Genomic DNA, 15,833 nt, shown 5'->3' on the forward strand with positions numbered 1-15,833 from the left:
CTATGCCTTTCGCATCGCGACGGCGGCCATGACCTCCGACAGGCTATGTTGCAGCTTGTCGACGATTTCCTCCAATTCGCTTCGGCTGGCAATGTATGGCGGAGAAAGGATAATGATATCGCCGCGATGGCCGTTCACATTGCCGCCGACCGGATAGCAGATCAGGCCATTCTCGAAAGCTTTGTCGCGCAGCCGGGCATAAACCTGCAAGTCGGCAGGGAAGGGCTCCTTCTTGGCCCGGTCCTGTACCACTTCAATGCCGATGAAGAATCCCCGGCCGCGAATGTCACCGACGTAATCGCGTTCTCCAATGGCGTTTTGCAGCAAGGAAAACAGATAGGCGCCATCATCGCGAACCTTGGCGAGGAGATTGTCGCGCTTGACGATCCTTTGGACGGCGACACCGGCGGCACAGGCGGCCGTATGTCCCGTAAAGGTATGGCCGGTCATCAACCCCCCGTGAACGCGATACATCGGCTCACGCAGGCGCTCATGATAAATCGCAGCCGAAAGGGGGATGTAGCCGCCGGCGAGGCCTTTCGCAACCGACATGATATCCGGCTCGACACCGTCATGCTCCAACGCGCGCCAGGTACCGCAGCGCCCGCTACCGCACATGACTTCATCGGCGATCATCAGCACGCCGTAGCGGTCGCAAATCTCCCGAACGCGACGGGCATATCCAGGCGGTGCGGGAACACAGCCACCGGCCGCGCCGACCACGGGTTCGAAGATGAAGGCAGCAATGTTTTGCGCGCCGTATCGCAAAATCTCGCTCTCCAACTCGGCAGCACAGGTCTCCGCGACGTTCTCTGCGGCAACGCCGAGTGGCGGCCGATAGATATTGGCGGGCGATAACAAGCTGGCCGGTACCAGTGCGCCCTCAAAAGCGTGCCGGCGATCGTAAAAGCCCGAAATGCCCAAAGCGCCTAAAGTATTGCCATGCCAGGATCGTTCCCGCGCGATGAAGCGGCGGCGCCCCATATCGCCACGGGCGGCATGATATTGCAGCGCAATCTTTAGACAGGATTCCACTGCCTCCGAGCCACTGGAGCAGAAGGTCATATATTTCAGGCCGCCGCCACAGCCCTCGGCGATCTGATCGGTCAATTCCTCAAGCGGATCGCTGGTAAACGTATAGCGGTAGCCATGGGCGATACGGTCGAGCTGGTCTTTGATCGCGGCATTGACCTCTTCGTGGCCGTGACCGAGCGAAAAGACTGCCGGGCCGCCGGAGCCATCGATGTATTGCTTGCCCGTCGTGTCATAGACGTAGCAGCCCTTGCCCCAAGCGACTTTGGGCAAATCGAGGGTTTTCCAGTCGAGTTTTTCGGAGGATTTAGTTTCTTGATCGATCGCGGCCATCATCGACATATCCAAAGAAAGAACTGTAGAGATCAGCTATCTGGTTCATGCGGTTCTCGACGCTGGCGCCGAGCTCAGCGAAAACACCATTGATCATGAGATTGACCAGGCTTGCCATCTGCGACGTGCAATCCCAGACGAAATTCAAGTCGGTCGGGACGATGAATAATTCGCTGACTTGTCCCCGTTCCCAGGTGCAGAAAGGATCGGCAATCAGTGTGATGGGGATGCCTGCGGCATGCGCCTTCTCGATCAGCAACTTTGTTATCCGGGAATAGCGGCGGGAGTCGAAGATAACCAGGCAACTTTCACCCGGCGGCGCCAGCAATGCTTCAGCGATATTGCCACCGGTCAAATCCAGCAAGTGAACGCCGTCGCGCAGATATTGCAGTTGGTGCGCCAGATAAGCGGCCAGGCCGCGTTCCGTCTGAAAGCCGGTGATATAAATGCGAGGATGATGAGCGAGACGGTGGATGGCCGGTTTCCAAGCCTCGCTCTGCGCCAGTTCATAAACCTTGACCAAGGCCGCTAGCTCCAGTTCCAGGCTCTTCGCCAATTGGTCGCCGCTAGCAGCGCTGCGGCGTTGCACTTCCTGCAAACGGTCGGCGATCAGCCAGGGACGGTCGCCCAGATCGTCCCTCAACTCCGCTTTCAGTTCCTTGAAATGGCGGAAGCCGAGCGACCGGCAGAAACGGCCGACAGTCAGCTCGCTGACGCCAATTTTCCGCGCCAGGCTCGCTGCCGTTTCAAATGGAATCTCCCGAAGATTCGTCAGGACATAACTGGCGATAGCCTGTTCCGATTTGGTGGCCGAGGACAAACAATGGGTCAGTCGCTGCTGCAAGGACAGAGATTCAGGTGCCATCGTAAATCGGATGTTAGAAATGTAACTATACTACTATCATGTTGCATGAACTGACGCAAGCAGGGGGCTTAATTCTTCGCGCACCGCTCGAGAGGCGACGGACGAAGCTAGGCGAGCCGAGGCGCGGCTGAATCGAAGCAAGGCAAGATCAGGCCATTTGCGGCTGGTACCTGCTTTTCCGCTCTCGCCACAGGTCCTGCAATTGGTAAGTCCAATAGGTCAGCTGCGCGGCGATAAGACCAAACGGACCACCATTCCACTCCAGACCGAAAGGTGCGAAGAGGCGGTAGCGGTCGCTTTGTCCAGCGATGCCTTCCGCGATCAAGCGACCGCCGATCGAGGTCGTATTCATGCCATGGCCACCAAAGGCGGTCGCGTGCCATATTCCCGGCGCCAGCTGACCGATCTGCGGCATCAGGTGCCGGGCATATGACATCAAGCCCGACCAGGCGATTTCGACCTTCAATTCGGCCAGCTGCGGATAGGTCGATACCATCTCCTGTCGCAGCAACTGAGCGAGATTGTTCGGATCGCTTCTCCGTGTCGTAATGCGGCCACCCCAGAGTAAGCGACCGCCATCGACGACCCGGTAATAATCGCCGGCCCGGCGATCGTCACCGATACCGGCTTCCGTTCTGATGGCACTTTTGATCAGTTCCGGATTTCGCTCAGTGAGCAGAACATAGGTGGCGATCGGAAGATAGGCACGGCTGAGCTCGGCGCATAACCGGTCCGTGTAACCCCCGCCAGCAAAAACGACATGTTGGGCTTTAATCTGACCGGTGGCTGTGCGGATCAGTTTTTCGGGCCGGTCGAGGTCGATGGAGAGGGCGCGGGTCTCTTCATAGATATGACCGCCAAGCCGACAGATCTCGCCAGCCAGCGCCTGGCAGTAATTGAGCGGATGGAAGTGAAACGAGTCCGGCGAATATAGCGCCTGATGATATTTCGGCGAACGCAATGTCTCGCGGAGTTCGTCGCGCGAAACATAGTGCAGGGATTTGCCGAAATCGCGGGCCATTCGATCACGATAGGCCTGTAATTCGTCGCCGCCATCGTAACGGATGACGCTGTATATGCCCGAAACCGGGATTGCATGCTCGATGGCAAGGGAACGTATGTTCTCTGCAACGATCGACACGCCTTCCATCGACAGCCGATATAGATCGCGGGCGTGATCCGTGCCGACCCGGTTTTCAATCTTCTCGAGATCGCAAGCATAACCCGGTGAAACGAAGCCGCCATTGCGACCGGATGCGCCCCAGGCGATCCGGTTGGCTTCAAGCAGTGCAACCGAGCGGCCGAGCCGAGACAGCTCAAGCGCTATGCTCAAGCCTGCCAGTCCGCCGCCGATGACGCATGTCTCGACCTCAAGCGATGCCTGGAGAGGGGAATAGACCTGTTGCTGAGCGAGGCTTCGTTTATAGTAAGTATCGATATAAGCGGATATCATCTCATGGCCGATGTCATATTCAAGCTGATGTCAGGCATCGAGTAATGGGTATTCGATTGACAGAACTTCCAGTATTTCGAAACCTGTCGGCGTGCGCAGGGTGACTGTGTCGCCGATGCGCGCTTTCATCAAAGCACGGGCGACAGGTGAGATCCAGCTGACCCGGCCTGGGGCAACATCGGTTTCGTCGATGCCGACGATGGTCACCGTTTCTTCCGTATCGTCTTCCCGTACATAGGTGACGGTAGCGCCGAAAAAGACCTGATCGCGCCGCGTCTGCCGTGTCGGATCCACGACCTCCGCATTGGCCAGACGCTTGTCGAGGAAGCGCAAGCGCCGGTCGATTTCCCGGAGGCGCTTCTTGCCGTAAATGTAATCGCCATTTTCCGAACGATCGCCATTGCCGGCTGCCCATTCAACGACACGCACAATTTCCGGCCGGTTGGTCGTCCACAGTTTATGGCGCTCAGCCTTGAGCCGCGCGAAGCCGTCGGGCGTGAGATAGTTCTTGCTGCCTGCGGGGACTGCCTGCGCCTCGTCATCCTCTTCATCCGACCGATAGCTAAGGTCTTCCGCTGCCATCTCTCTACCTACTGCTGTCAGTTCTGCACTTGCTGCAAGGGGGGCTACCGTGGAACGGCTACCTCGGCCTCGCCCTATGGTATATCAAAGAAGCTTGTTTGACAGATAGTCGTCAATGCTGGGGCTTCCCGGCTCTATGTGCCTGGAGCACCAGTATGCGGTACTATGCTTTGCCTTTGCTGGCGGTTTTGATTTATTCGGGAAATACCGTCGTCACGCGCCTGGCGGCAGATGTGATTTCACCGGCCGCTATCACCTTTTACCGCTGGTTTTTTGCCGCTTTGCTGCTTACGCCTTTCGTGGCCGCAGGTGCATGGCGCAATCGCCAGCGAATCTATCCACATCTCGGCAAGCTTGCGGTTCTGGGCATACTTGGCATGGTGCTTTATCAGGGCTTGGCCTATATCGCCGGCAAATCGACGCCGGCAACGAATATGGGCATCATTGCGTCCTTGATCCCGCTCATGACGGTGCTGCTCAGTATGCCGCTTTTGCGTGAGCCGCCGACGACCGGCGCGCTGGCGGGTGGATTGCTGTCATTGACGGGGCTGGTTGTGCTGATCGGTCATGGTTCGCCGGCAGCGTTGCTGTCGGCTGGTATCGGACAGGGCGATCTGATCATGCTGGCGGCGTCCTTCGCTTATGCCGCCTATGGGGTTCTGGTACGGAAATGGGCCGTGCCCTTGCCGATCTGGCAGTCACTTTACGTTCAGATCTGGTGGGCGGTTCTATTCTTGTTGCCGTTCTTTTTGAGTGGCCCATTGGAGCCGCTGACCGCCCGCAATATGCCCTTTATTCTCTACGCGACGATCCCGACATCCATCCTCGCTCCCTATCTTTGGATGCTGGCACTGAAACTGCTCGGCGCAAGCCAAGCGAGTATCTTTCTCAATCTGGTGCCGTTGCTAACAGCCCTGATCGCGATCCTGTGGGCGGGTGAGCGCCTGGAATATTATCACTGCATCGGTGGAGCTCTCATCCTAGCTGGTGTCGCTCTCGCACAAAGGCTGAAGCGGCCGCTGGGAAAATGGGCTCCCGTGACATAAGCCATGGGAACGAGATGAGCGTTTCTGATGCGGTACTTCAGTCCTTCCGAAACCAGATCAAATGGTGCCGCGGTTTAGGATCTCCCTTTACGGCAAGGTTGCTCCAGCAGGCTTTGCTGGACCTTGAACGAGGCGGTTTGCTTGCGGAACTGATTGGCGACTGGCCTGGAGACCCAGTCGAGGATGCCTTACCGTTGCGTCTGGCCGGCGCGCTGCATGCGTTGGTCTTATCGGCGCGTCCACGGGGTTGGCAGCCATCTATCCGCCGCATGCATCGCGTGACGACGCGGTGCTCGGGGAAGTGTTACGGAAGGCGCTGGAACATCATCCGTAGCATATTCTCAGCTACCTGGCGAAGCCGCCGCAAACCAATGAGATGCGCCGGTCCGCCATGTTGCTGGGCGGCTTCATGGAGATTCACCGCATCACTGGATTGCCGATGCGTTTGCTGGAAATCGGCGCCAGCGCCGGATTGAATTCGATCTGGGACCGCTACAACTATCAACTGGGCTCGGCATGCTGGGGTAATCCGGATAGCCCGGTCCTGATCAGCACCGATTGGAGCGGCTCCATGCTGGCGTTGCAAAACCCCGTCATCGAGAGCAGGGCGGCTTGTGATCGCATGCCGATCAATATCTCGGATGAAGAGCAGTGCGCGCGCCTGAGTCCTATATCTGGCCGGATCAACCGGATAGATTGCAACGGCTGACGGCAGGGATAACCCTCGCGCGGCAAATCGGCGTGAAAGTCGAAATGGCAGATGCGGCTGACTGGCTGAAACAGCAATTCAGCACCCGGCCGCAGGGCGTCGCCACGGTACTGTTTCATACCGTGATGTGGCAGTACCTGCCGGACCGTACCAAGGAAGATATCCGCAAGCTTTTGATCCGGGCCGGCCGAGAGTCCAGCCGGAACCAGCCGCTTGCATGGCTCCGATACGAGCCGGGCGACAGGGAAGGGCTGTTCGAGCTACGTCTCACCACATGGCCGGACGGGCACGAGCGCTTGCTGGCCACAGGTCATCCGCATGGCGCATCGATAAACTGGTACGGTGGCGGAGAAGGGTAAGGCTGAAAAGAATAGGCCGGCCATTGGCCGGGTTTATGGCTTATCGACTGTGCCGTCTTAGGCAGCGGCCACCGCATCTGGATGTAACTTAGCGACAATCCGTCCATCGGCCGTGCGGCCGGCGTGAACCGAGCGTGCCATCAATTCCTGCCACGGCGTGGTTGCATTGCTCTTCTTATGCTCGGCCAGCCAGGCATCCCGATATTCGCTGCCGGTGGTTTCCTCATAGATCGGCATGCCCTGCGTGTAATGCACCATCTTCGCGTCGCTGCGTGGCGCGTCATAGCCGACCAGATGGTTCCATTCGCCAGGAACGGCACCGACCAGGTCAGGACTCAGCCAATCCATCGTGTGGGGCGATCGGCAGCGCTGCGGATCCTCGACATAATCTGGGGTCAAAATCCGATTGGCGGGATGACCACAATTGAACATGATCATGCTTGCCCATTCGAATTTCTTTTCATTTTTCGAGACCATGGCGGCATAGCGACCATCGGTCAGGGCGAATAATTCGGCCACATCGGCCAGGGCGAGAAAATCGATATCCAGGAATAGGGCCCAGCCTTTGTAGTCGCACAGCCACGGCACCAGAAAGCGGCTAAAGGTGAACGGGGTCAGCCCCTGCCGTGTCAGCGGCAAGCTAGGCAGCACCAGTGGCGAGATTGCCAGCGGCTTCGAACTCCGACGATAGAGACTAAACTGCAGAACGTTATAGGCGACGGCCTGGCGATGGTCGTAGCCGATAAAGATACGCAAAGGCTGGTTGCTCTGGTTGCCCTGGGGCGCCTGAATCTCATTCATCACCAGCCTCGATATCAAAGAATGCTGTTGAGCAAGACGCCGTTCAGTTTATCGGTCGCAGAGGTTCCGATTGGCGGCAAAGATTGCAGCATCGACACCGCTGAACCAAGAGAGGCGGTCAAGGTATCGAGAGAGTTGTTCGCTCCCAGCCCGAAGGGATCAGCACCTGCCTGGGCTTCCTTTTCGACAGTGTCGAAATCCTTGGTAAACGTTCCCTGAGACAGCTGGACGGCATAGTTATATTCAGTGTTTTGGTTCGATACTGAATCGTCCATGCGCGTTATACGCATGACATAAGTGCCGGCTTGCATGTTGTAGCTGCCGTTCTGAAGCTGGGTATAGACATCATGCGCATCGCCGGTACTCGGATCAGAATCGGCAATAACCGTACCGCTGGCCTGGTTGATGATTTGGAACCGGGTATTCTTGTCATCGCCCTCATTGGCGGTCAGCACGCCGAATCGGGTCTGCGCCGATGTCGCGACCCTGAAGGTGAAGAAATCCGCCGCATCGCCTTTGGAAAGAGAACTGAATACGTTCAGTCGCGAGTCATTCTGCCGCAAGACACCGACATCCCGGGCCGTCATGCGGTTATCGACCTGGACGTCGTTGGTTTGCTTCTGGAAATCTTGCGTTTGGATCGATTTCTGTTTCTGCAGCGCGGCGACCTGATTATTGATCGCCTCCAGCATGGACGCAGCATCGCCCGATGATGAAGCGGTCGAGCTGGAGGAGGACGAGGAAGTGCCTGAGGTCGAGCCGAAAAGCGTGCTGGTGGGCTGAAGGGCGCTGGTGCTGGCCACGATTAACTCCTCGCGTTAGATCGACACACGCATGATGGGGCGGGCCGGCTCGGTACCGGCAGTCGACGTGGGAACCGGGGCGGGGCGGGCGGCGGCATCGGCCGGCGTCGCCGGTTTCTGAGCCAGACCTTCGGCAATCGCCCGGTTGATATCAAGAATGGGTTGGATCTTGCTCCCGTCGAGGTCACCAAGCCGCTGGAGAATGTGGCGGTCGACCATGACCGACAAAACCAGCACATTCTGCCGGATCTCCTGGGGTAAGGGACAATTCGGCTCCATCAATGCGGCCTGGAAGATGGACCAGAGGCGCTGATTAAGCCGCAATGCCTCGCGGAGGGATGCGCCCTGATCGTCCGCCTTGGCCGCCAAGGCCAGACGCCGCGAGGCTTCGCCCAAAGCCCAGGCCTCGGTGCTTCTGGCATCGCCGGCTGTTGGCTTGCTGCTATAACCGATCGGTTGCTTCATCCCATGCTCTCCATCGGGCCGGACCGGTCAATGCTGCTCTGAACTTGTCAGAATAGCTTCGCGGTCAACTTGAGCGCCCGGTAGTAGTCCTGATTACGCACGAACTGTGCCACTTGTTCCAGATCCGCAGCCGAATCCGGCCGTTCCGCCAGAGTCTGGGCCAGAATTGCTTCAAATTTCCTTAAGCTCTCCGCGGCGTCTTCGGGGAAGAGGTAAATGAGCTGAATAACGAGATAGAGCTTCTTCTCGATCGTATCAGCCGAATCTTCCTTCATGACCTCACGGCCGCGCAGGAAATTTGCCTTGTTATAAAGATAGAAAGTCCCCGGCTCCTCGCCCCGGCCGATGACGGCGCCATTGACGATGACTTTTTCCCCGGGGCGTAGAGAGAACTTCAGCGGCAAATTGCTTCTCCTTGGAATCACTCAGCCCACTTCCGCGGTTTAACCAATTTCGGGCTGAGCCGCCAGACCAGATCGGTCGGGCCTTTGGGAGAAGCGGGCGACGGCGTTGCCGCCGCCGCCCAACTCTATCCGATCCGTTCGGCTTAGAACAGCCGCAGGATCGCCTGTTGCGCCTGATTGGCCAGGCTGAGGGAGATCGTACCCAACTGTTGACGCGTCTGCAGCGTCAGAATGTTGGCGCCTTCCTCGTTCTGGTCGGCCAGGGTCAACTTACCGGCACCTTCCTTCAACACATTCGTGAAGTCCGCAGTGTAGTCTTCGCGGGTCTGAATGATGTTCAGGTTGGTGCTGAGTGCGGACGAAGCAGCACGCAGGGTCAACTTAGCCGCATCGAGCTGCTTCACAGCATTTTCGATGTCGGATCGGTCGCTCCAGCCGTTCTGCGCGAGGTCGAGCTTGAGGCCCTGACCATCGGTCTGGACGTTCTGGCTGACCACGGTCACATTGCTGGTGTTGGTCTCGTTCAACTGCACCGCCATGTTATTGGCATCGGTGCCGTCAACCGCCTGCTTGGTCTCCAGGACGGCGTCGTTGGAGGTATGCGCCGCACGGACGTCGAACTTCGCCGTGACCTGCTTCGGGCTCGAGCTGGAGCCGTCATAGGCCAAGCCGGTGTAGTCGCCCTTGACTTTGGCCGTGACGTTGATCGCGGTGCCATTGCTGACGCTGCTGTTCAGCGTCAGGCTGAACTTCACGCCATCATTGGTGCCGCCGCCCATGGTGATATCGATGCTGGTCGGGCCTGCGCCCGTCAGATCGACACCAGTCTTAACGAACTTGCCACCTTTGTCATCGGTAACGGTGACCGTGGCATTGTCGGCGCTGGTCGCGTCGACAGTGTAGGTCAAGCCCGTCACCGTATTATCGGCAAATTTCGTCGGATCAACGCTAGAGATATCGATCTGATCCGCGCTGATGCCGGTGACCTGTTGGGTCGCCGTAACATCTGCCGTAACGGGCGCGGCGGCGTCAGTCGTCAGCTTGGTCAATTCACCCAGATTGAGATCGGTAGCGAAATCGAGGCCACCGACGCTCAGGGTGACGTTGCTGGCATTGGCGGCCGAAACGGCAACCGCCGTGCCGGCGGAACCATCAACCGACAGCGTCACCTGGTAGGTATCGAACTGATTGGTGACGTAGTTGAAGCTGCTGCCCACCGCACTGATCGAGTAGGTGGAGTCAGCGGTTACCGCACTGCTCGTGGTGATGCTGTTGATCGCACCGGCACCTGTGCCGTAAGTGGAGCTGACCGCCTGGTTGTAGGCCGCTCCTTGCAGGATCTGGCGTTCGTCGACCGTGACGCGCGCGGTGCCGGAATCGAAGGCAAACGAGTTCTCGCCGTTCGAAATCTTACCCTGACCCAACGAGTTCATGCCATCGCGAACGATAGTTTCACCCGCTGCGTTGGTCGCCTTGACCTGCAGATTGACGTTCTTCTCGATGACCGAGGTACCGACACCGGCGGTATCAGCCACATCTTCGATGTCTTCGAAGTTGACGTCGAAGCTGACCTTCGTACCGCTGTTGAAGGAAACCGCAGCATGCAGCACATCACCATTGGCATTGGCTTCCTGCCACTGCTTCTGGGTGAAGGTCAGGGTCGTGGACTTGTCGCCTTCGGTAATCGTGAAGACCTTGTCCTTACCCTTACCACCGCTCATCTTGATGCTGATGTCATCGAAATTGCCGGCCTTGGTGGAATCGAAGCCGGAGATGTTCAGGTTGCTGATGCCGCGCAGTTCTTCGGCATCGGCGATGTCCTTGGTGCTACCGGAGATCGCGCCGTCACCGGTCACTTCGATCGTGTACTGGTCGGCTTTGGTAACATTCGACACCGAAGCGCCGCTGATGCCGGCCAGGGCATTGACATTGGCCTTGCTGCTGGCGGTCGCATCCAGGCGCAGGCCGCTGCCGACGAGGAGGTTCTTACCGGCATAGCCGCTGTCCTGGGCGAGCGAGTCGATGTTGCGGAGCAGGGTGTTATACTGATCCGCCAGGCTGTTACGCGTGGCAACCGAGCCAGCGTCATTACCAAGGGAGCTCAGCGCCTGGGTGGTCAAGCCCTGGGCCTGCTCAATCAGGTTCGTGATCTGGGTAATGCCGGAATCGGCTGCCTTCAGGGTGCTGATGGCCTGGCCGATACCGTCCTTCAGGCCGTCAAGGTCACCAGCGCGCTGGTTGAGGCTCTGGGCCGAGAAGAACGAGGTCGGGCCGTCAAGGGCCGAGTTAATCTTGTTGCCGGTGGCAAGTTTCAGCTGGGTGTTCTGCAGCTGGGTCGAAGTCTGCTGCAGCAGCAGGAGGTTGCTGCGGATACCAGACGAAAGGGCAATCGAGTCAGCCATTTAAAAATGCTCCTTTGGAGACGATATGACCGTGCGCTTTTGCGCCACGAGCTCACTTCGGGCTGAAGTCAGCGCAGAGGTAGGAAGCAATGATCATGCCAACCACGAAATTCTTGCCGATCCCTAGGAAAACCTTGCCGTTTGAGAGAATGATTGCTCGCGAGTGCAGGGAAAAAAATGCCCGATCAGGCAAAAATTGCCTGGTCTATGGCTCAAAGTGGGCAAGATTTGCACGGGTAGATGGGGCCTAACCGATTGATTTCCGTATTAAAGTCTTGTTAACCACAACTTTCGTAGACTGCGCCGAATTGTCATTGGCGCGGACTCTATGTCGACATTTCCGATTCAGCTCAATTTATCCAGGGAAGCAGACTTCGCGAAACCCGTCCGTGGCGAAGCGGACAGTGCGGCAGCGGAACTCGTTCTCGATTGTTTGGTCATTGGCGAAGAAACGGACGAGCTGGGCAGCACCGAATTTGCCCCTATAGGTGTGAAGGCACCGACGGCCGATCCGGCCGTCGAGGCGGAGATCGCCAAGCTACAGATAGCAGCACGTCTGGATCATGATGCTGGACGTAAAGCGGAACTGAAAGCGACGTTGGAAAAAATACTGTCGCTGCGGCCCGATGACGCCCGGGCCAATTTCAATCTCGGGGTGCTGTTGCGCGACGCCAGGAACTATCCTGAAGCCGAGGCCAGATTCCGCCACGCAATCCTTCACGACCCAAAGAATACCACGTACCACCTAGCCCTTGGCGAATTGATGCAGATGATGCGTCATTTGCTATTTGCTGCTGAAGCCTATGAAAATGGCCTGGCGATCGATCCCCATCATGGGACGATGCTCCGCAATCTCGTTTCTGTTCGGCAGAGGCAACGCATGCCGGATAAGGTTGCCGAGCTCAGCCGGCGGTTGCTTGCCCTTGATCCGCAGTCGGAAAGCGCGACGACGACCCTCGCCTGGGCGCTGATTTGGTTAGGCGAGGTCGAAGAAGCGGCCGAGGTGTCCAGCCGGGCTCTCAGTTTGAACCCGCAATCGATCAGATCTGCAGTGATGCTGCAGATCTGCCTCAAGCGACTGGGCCGTGTCGATGCCGCCATGGCGGCCATGCAGGACATTACCGACCGCTCTCTGGCGCTGTGGGATACGTGCGCTATGGCGGCGGAAACCTTCGCGCAGTTCGAAGAACGTGATGTGACGGAAACCATTCTGAAAGCCGTCATCGCGAAACAGCCGGATTTCGTTCCAGCCTTGCTGCAATTGGCCCGTCACAAAATCCTGACCGGCGATGCCTTGGAAGGCGAACGCCTGATGGAGCGGGTCGCCGCACTGGACCCCGAAGAGGGGGATGCACAAACCTCCGTCTCCCTGACAAAGATCCGTAATGGCGATTACGCAGAAGGTTGGAGCCGGCATCACTGGCGCTGGAAGCGGAGCGGATGCGAGCCGAAATGGGACCTGCCACTCACCGAGTGGGACGGACAGCCGCTTGATAAGGGCGGCCTGGTCATTTGGCGCGAGCAGGGAATTGGCGATATGGTCATGTATGGCGCCATGGCCATCGCTTGCCGTCCTATCGTCTCGAGAATCGCCATCGAAACGAATCCGCGGCTCGTGGCGCTGTTCCAGCGCAGCTTCCCCGATATGATCGCGTGCTATAGAGAGAAGCTACCATCCGAGTTCTGGTCGAAACACGGCATCACCGCGCATTGCCCGATCGGCGATCTGCCGCATCTTCTGAAAGTGGATATGAGCGATTATCCGGGGCGCAGCGGCTTCCTGATTGCTGATTCCAAGCAGGTAATACGCTTACGGGAACGCTATCGGCTGCTATTCCCGGGCAAGAAGCTGATCGGTATTTCATGGCGCAGCGGTAATAGTGGCAGCGCTATTACACGCTCCGTCGAATTGCCTTTCTGGCAACCAATATTCGAAACGCCGGATTGCGCTTTCATCTCGTTGCAATACGGCAATATCGAACAGGACGTTGATGAGTTCCGGCGATCGCATGGATTTGAGGTTTATATCGATTCCGAAATCGATGCGATGAAAGACATGGATTCATTCGCCGCCCAGGTGACGGCGATGGATCTGATCGTCTCCGTCGATAATAGTACGGTGCATATGGCCGGTGCATTGGGCAAGCCGACTTTCGTGATGATCCCGGCGGCGTCCGATTGGCGTTGGCTGCAGCCGGAACGCCGCGATACGGTTTGGTATGCCAGTCTCGAATTGTTCCGGAACAAACCGGGCCAAGACTGGTCAGCTGTTATCGCTGAGATCGCAACCCGGCTTGCCGGTTGTGAGGATGAGACGTTCGCCCGGCTTCGCCAGACGCAGTATCTGCGATCCGCGGAACAAGCCAGGGCTTTCGGCGGCAAGTATGACGCCGAACAATATTATCGCGCCATTCTGGCGGAAGCGCCCAAGCATGCCGGAGCTCTGGCCGGTCTCGGGGCGATCGCCTTGGAAACCGGGCACAATAAGGATGCAATCGGCCTGCTCGGCAGGGCCGCAACGATTGACTCGCGGCAGATCAGTTACTGGCGTGATTACATCAAAGCGTTGCTGTCGGAGCGAAGGATGGAGGACGCGGCCAAAGCCCTGCGTGAGGCGATGTCCGTAGATAATCGCAATCAGGAAGTCCTGCTACTCGGCATCGAGATCTATCAAGCTCTGCGTCTGCCTGAGGAGGTTGGTAATTATTGCGCGCGATTGCTGCGACTGGATCCTGAACATCGGCAGGCGAGACTATATTTGGCGGCGTTGCAGGCGGCGAATGGCGATTTCGATACGTCGGAAACCAATTACAAAAAGGTTCTAAGCGGTCAGCCCGATGATTCGGTTGCCGCATATGCTCTCGGTTGTCTCGCCTTGCGACGCGGCGATTATGTTGCCGGCTGGAACGGTTATCGATACCGCTTCGCTGCCGGCGTTGGCCGGGTTGGGGCCGAGCTAAAGCAACCTGACCTAACGGATGGTGTGTTGGGCGGGATGTCGTTGGGGCAGCAGAGACTTGCCATCCGCCCGGAAGCCGGCTTGCGCGATCAGATCATGTTCAGCCGCTGGTTGAAGGCGGCCAAGCGGGAAGCTGATTTCGTCGCCGCTGAAGTGGACCCGCGCTTGATCCCGTTGCTCTCCGCTGCCATGCCCGACATATCATTGTTTCCCAGCGGTTCGTTCAGCGAAGAGGACGCTGCAGGCCTCGATTTGACCGGCCAGATTGCGTTGGCGGATCTCGGCGGACGGTACGGGGTGAATCCCGCGACATTCGGCGAGACGGTGCCATATCTGCACGTCGATCTCATCCGGGCCGCGGCATTGCGGCAGGATTATCGGGCGGCTCTCTCGAGCGATCGTTTGATTGGCTTATGCTGGCGCGGTGGCGATCTGGCAATTCCGCTGGCCTTGTGGCGACCAATTTTGCGCATGGCTGGCTACGGCTTCGTGTCGTTGCAGCCAGGACCGGCACAGCAAGAGTTGCACGAAGTCTTCGACAGCCTGGATTTGCAGGCAGTGCGTGATCCATCCATCGATCCTCAAAGCAATTTGCGCAGTTATGCTGCGCAATTGGCGGCGATGGATTTGGTGATCGCGGTTGATGATGTGACGGCACACCTTGCCGCAGCCCTCGGCGTCACCACGGCATGTTTGGTGCCGCGTGTCGCTGATTGGCGATGGCTATCGACGGAACACCGGGAAACACCTTGGTATCCCTCCATGCGTCTCTATCGCCAGGGTGATGGAAGTGATTGGGCATCCGCAATGTCGAGCCTAGCACAGGATATGGAAGCCATGATCGAGCGCAGCAAAGGGGCGCATAAATGAATAGGGCGGAACGACGACGTCAAGCTAAACAAGACCGGCAATCGATCAAAAAGAACGGAATGAAAACCGATGTCACGGCGCGTGCCACGATTGATCAAGCGGTAGCCAGTATGATCCAGCCGATCGTTACGCTGTTGAACGCGCGGCGTTTCGAAGAAGCGGAAAAAGCTCTAGGTGAACTCCTCGAAGCGAGACCCAATCATCCAGAAGGATTGCACCTTTACGGATTATTGCTCTGCCAGACCGGACGGGAAGGCCTAGGTATAGAGAAACTTCGGGCCGCGACGGAGCTGTCGCCGGAGACGGCTTTGTACTGGAATAATTTATCTACCGCGTTGTCTCGCGCGCAGCTTTTCCAGGAAAGCATGTCCGCTAGCCAAAGAGCTGTCGCCCTTGATCCAAGTTATGAGGATGCCCGACGTAACCTCGTTCAATTATTGCTGTCCGCCGATGACATGGCGGGCGCCATCATCGAGCTGGAGCGGCTGACTGCTCGGAAGCCAACTGATGCGCAAAGTTGGCATCAGCTTGCCCAATGCTACGAGGAGCAAAATAAGTTCGAATTGGCAGAAGCGGCTTATAAGAAGGTTTTGGCAGCGGAACCGGAACATATTGCCGCGATGCGCGGCCTGGCCGTGCTTTATACCAACAACTGGCAGTATGAAGCGGCCCAACGGCTGCTCCGTCAGGCGGATCAGTTGGAAAAGGCGGGACAGATCTAATCGGTTCCGTTTCGCCAGACAGCCTAGC

General features: G+C 57.8%; 13 protein-coding genes and 1 pseudogene. 5 read left to right on the top strand and 9 right to left on the bottom strand.

Annotated features, from left to right (window positions below; all coding sequences use genetic code 11):
* The 4 genes from SMD27_RS08160 to greB all read right to left on the bottom strand — a co-directional run bounded on the left by SMD27_RS08160 (nucleotide 1) and on the right by greB (nucleotide 4,265).
* A complete protein-coding gene (locus SMD27_RS08160) occupies nucleotides 1-1,368 on the bottom strand; it encodes an aspartate aminotransferase family protein (protein ID WP_320507875.1) in 1,368 nt (455 codons plus the stop codon).
* Entirely contained in the window at nucleotides 1,340-2,230 is an 891-nt protein-coding gene (locus tag SMD27_RS08165; protein ID WP_320507876.1) for a MurR/RpiR family transcriptional regulator, read from the bottom strand. Before SMD27_RS08165 ends, SMD27_RS08160 begins: the two co-directional genes overlap by 29 nt.
* 148 nt (nucleotides 2,231-2,378) lie before the next feature.
* Complete coding sequence (locus SMD27_RS08170) at nucleotides 2,379-3,683, bottom strand: NAD(P)/FAD-dependent oxidoreductase (protein WP_320507877.1); 1,305 nt, start codon at nucleotides 3,681-3,683, stop codon at nucleotides 2,379-2,381.
* 30 nt (nucleotides 3,684-3,713) lie between these two features.
* Entirely contained in the window at nucleotides 3,714-4,265 is a 552-nt protein-coding gene (greB, locus tag SMD27_RS08175; RefSeq protein ID WP_320507878.1) for a transcription elongation factor GreB, read from the bottom strand.
* A gap of 155 nt (nucleotides 4,266-4,420) precedes the next feature.
* Here greB and SMD27_RS08180 point away from each other — a divergent pair, with 155 nt between their 5' ends.
* From SMD27_RS08180 to SMD27_RS08185, 3 genes and pseudogenes are all read left to right on the top strand, one after another.
* Entirely contained in the window at nucleotides 4,421-5,311 is an 891-nt protein-coding gene (locus tag SMD27_RS08180; protein WP_320507879.1) for a DMT family transporter, read from the top strand.
* A gap of 14 nt (nucleotides 5,312-5,325) precedes the next feature.
* Nucleotides 5,326-5,787, top strand: a complete 462-nt coding sequence (locus SMD27_RS24130; protein ID WP_379990335.1) for a DUF2332 family protein — start codon at nucleotides 5,326-5,328, stop codon at nucleotides 5,785-5,787.
* Nucleotides 5,703-6,379 (top strand): annotated as a pseudogene (locus tag SMD27_RS08185) (DUF2332 domain-containing protein). The gene SMD27_RS24130 and the pseudogene SMD27_RS08185 overlap by 85 nt, the downstream one beginning before the upstream one ends.
* A gap of 57 nt (nucleotides 6,380-6,436) precedes the next feature.
* On the opposite strand, the gene SMD27_RS08190 reads toward SMD27_RS08185, so the two are convergent.
* The 5 genes from SMD27_RS08190 to SMD27_RS08210 all read right to left on the bottom strand — a co-directional run bounded on the left by SMD27_RS08190 (nucleotide 6,437) and on the right by SMD27_RS08210 (nucleotide 11,254).
* Nucleotides 6,437-7,180, bottom strand: coding sequence for a hypothetical protein (locus SMD27_RS08190; protein WP_320507880.1), 744 nt, complete (start codon nucleotides 7,178-7,180; stop codon nucleotides 6,437-6,439).
* A 14-nt stretch (nucleotides 7,181-7,194) separates the two neighbouring features.
* On the bottom strand, nucleotides 7,195-7,872 hold the full coding sequence (locus tag SMD27_RS08195) for a hypothetical protein (RefSeq protein WP_320507881.1): 678 nt from the start codon (nucleotides 7,870-7,872) through the stop codon (nucleotides 7,195-7,197).
* Nucleotides 7,873-7,998: 126 nt separating this feature from the next.
* Nucleotides 7,999-8,448 carry a flagellar biosynthesis regulator FlaF gene (locus tag SMD27_RS08200; RefSeq protein ID WP_320507882.1) on the bottom strand — a complete coding sequence of 150 codons (450 nt, stop codon included), beginning with the start codon at nucleotides 8,446-8,448 and terminating at the stop codon, nucleotides 7,999-8,001.
* A gap of 47 nt (nucleotides 8,449-8,495) precedes the next feature.
* A complete protein-coding gene (locus SMD27_RS08205; protein WP_320507883.1) occupies nucleotides 8,496-8,852 on the bottom strand; it encodes a flagellar biosynthesis repressor FlbT in 357 nt (118 codons plus the stop codon).
* A 143-nt stretch (nucleotides 8,853-8,995) separates the two neighbouring features.
* Complete coding sequence (locus SMD27_RS08210) at nucleotides 8,996-11,254, bottom strand: flagellin N-terminal helical domain-containing protein (protein ID WP_320507884.1); 2,259 nt, start codon at nucleotides 11,252-11,254, stop codon at nucleotides 8,996-8,998.
* Nucleotides 11,255-11,582: 328 nt separating this feature from the next.
* Between SMD27_RS08210 and SMD27_RS08215 the strand changes: the two genes are divergently transcribed.
* A complete protein-coding gene (locus tag SMD27_RS08215) occupies nucleotides 11,583-15,083 on the top strand; it encodes a tetratricopeptide repeat protein (RefSeq protein WP_320507885.1) in 3,501 nt (1,166 codons plus the stop codon).
* Nucleotides 15,080-15,805: a tetratricopeptide repeat protein gene (locus SMD27_RS08220; protein WP_320507886.1), complete on the top strand. Its 726-nt coding sequence runs from the start codon at nucleotides 15,080-15,082 to the stop codon at nucleotides 15,803-15,805. The genes SMD27_RS08215 and SMD27_RS08220 overlap by 4 nt, the downstream gene beginning before the upstream one ends.
* Nucleotides 15,806-15,833: the final 28 nt, after the last annotated feature.

The sequence above is a fragment of the Dongia soli genome (assembly GCF_034044715.1).
GTDB classification, from domain to species: Bacteria; Pseudomonadota; Alphaproteobacteria; order Dongiales; family Dongiaceae; genus Dongia_B; species Dongia_B soli.